The 1441-nt window shown below is 31.6% G+C and carries 1 protein-coding gene; it reads right to left on the bottom strand.

Translation table 11 applies throughout. From position 1 onward, the window contains the following. Window positions 1-154: 154 nt before the first annotated feature. Window positions 155-580 (bottom strand): helix-turn-helix transcriptional regulator, encoded by a 426-nt coding sequence (locus ACJQWY_RS06855; RefSeq protein WP_407076986.1) that lies wholly within the window; start codon window positions 578-580, stop codon window positions 155-157. Window positions 581-1441: the final 861 nt, after the last annotated feature.

Raw genomic sequence — 1441 nt, 5'->3', positions numbered from 1 at the left:
GTATGTCGCATTTGTGTTTAATGCTTGTGGTAAAATTACTACTTGAGGTTGTGAGATTAGCAACCGGGAAAGGAGGTGAACTCCTTTGGAAACCTTCAACTATGTATTGCAACAGCTTTCAGCCATGCTTTGGCAAATAGATGCCGGTTTAGCATTAATCTTGTTGCAAAAGTATTTTGACGATAACGATCGCTAAAATTACATGTACCTCGTCTGGCAGGNCCCAAGCAAGCATTGCAATCAAACCAAACAATATCCAATAATATCTGGCAATAAATTCCCAACCATTATCAATATGATTATATTGCCAATCTTTATCTACATCATCTTCTGTTAAAAAACGATCTAATTTTTTATGAATAAGTGAATTTCTGTCTTCTTGACCAAACAATAATTTCTCTACTGGAACTTCCAAAACTTCAGCCAAACTTTCAATTGTATTTAAACTGGGTTGAACGTCTCCTTTTTCCCAAGTAGAAATTGCCTGTCTAGTAACAAATAATTTCTCAGCTAAATCATCCTGCGATAGTCCTTTTTCTTTGCGTAGCTTACTAAGTTGTTCAGCAAATAAAATTTTCATAATCAATAAATCTCCTTTAGTATTTATAACTTGAGAATACCCAGAAAGTATAATTTTTAATCGCAAACATTCGTAATTTTTGCGCAAATAAAATTTACAAATAGCAAATATAAACATCTAATACAAAAAAGCCCATCACTGGCAGGTGACGAGCTTGAAAGGAAGGTATGAAATCCACAACCTTCAACTATGTATCTATATTCTAACACATAATTAAAAAACATACATTAAGTGTAAAAGTTAGCTTGGAAGTCTTGCTCACTTATATTCTATCCGCGATGATCACCAGATGGTTAGGTAAATGTCTTTTGTTAGTTTTTAGTGAACTTATGTTTATGATCTGAAATTATATTGACATCGTTTCAGACGATATAAAAATATGAAATCTTTTAGTATATTTACTTTTGCAAGCATAGTGCTTGGGTACCCAAACCCGTAAGTTTAATCTTACTATATTGTTTTTTTCTTTGAATTATTAAAAATAATAAATCAATTCATAAGAAGACGTCAACAGATTATATTCAAAACAAGGTAAAAAATTTATCGTATAATTTAATCATTAATGAAATTGAAAGAAAGATGATTACAGACAAGTTTGATTAAATTAAGCTAATTTTGTTATAATAAATACACATCATAGTACAGGCAAGACATGCCTTGAATGTCTCATTAGGTTAGGCTATGATTAGCATTTAGTACAAGCAGGGCATGCTTTGAATTGTCACATTAGATAAGGCTAAATGTGAGTTATTATAATAACTTTAATTAAACTCTTGGTACAGGCAGGATATGCCTTGAATATCTCATTAGGTGAGGCCAAGAGTTTTTTTGTGCGATCAAACAAGTATTTTAGGTAGACCA

Origin of the sequence: Weissella kandleri, from assembly GCF_045504165.1 — a bacterium.
GTDB lineage: Bacteria > Bacillota > Bacilli > Lactobacillales > Lactobacillaceae > Weissella > Weissella kandleri_A.
The sequence above is the reverse complement of the archived record's forward strand: the minus strand, read 5'-3'. Positions and strand labels throughout refer to the sequence as shown.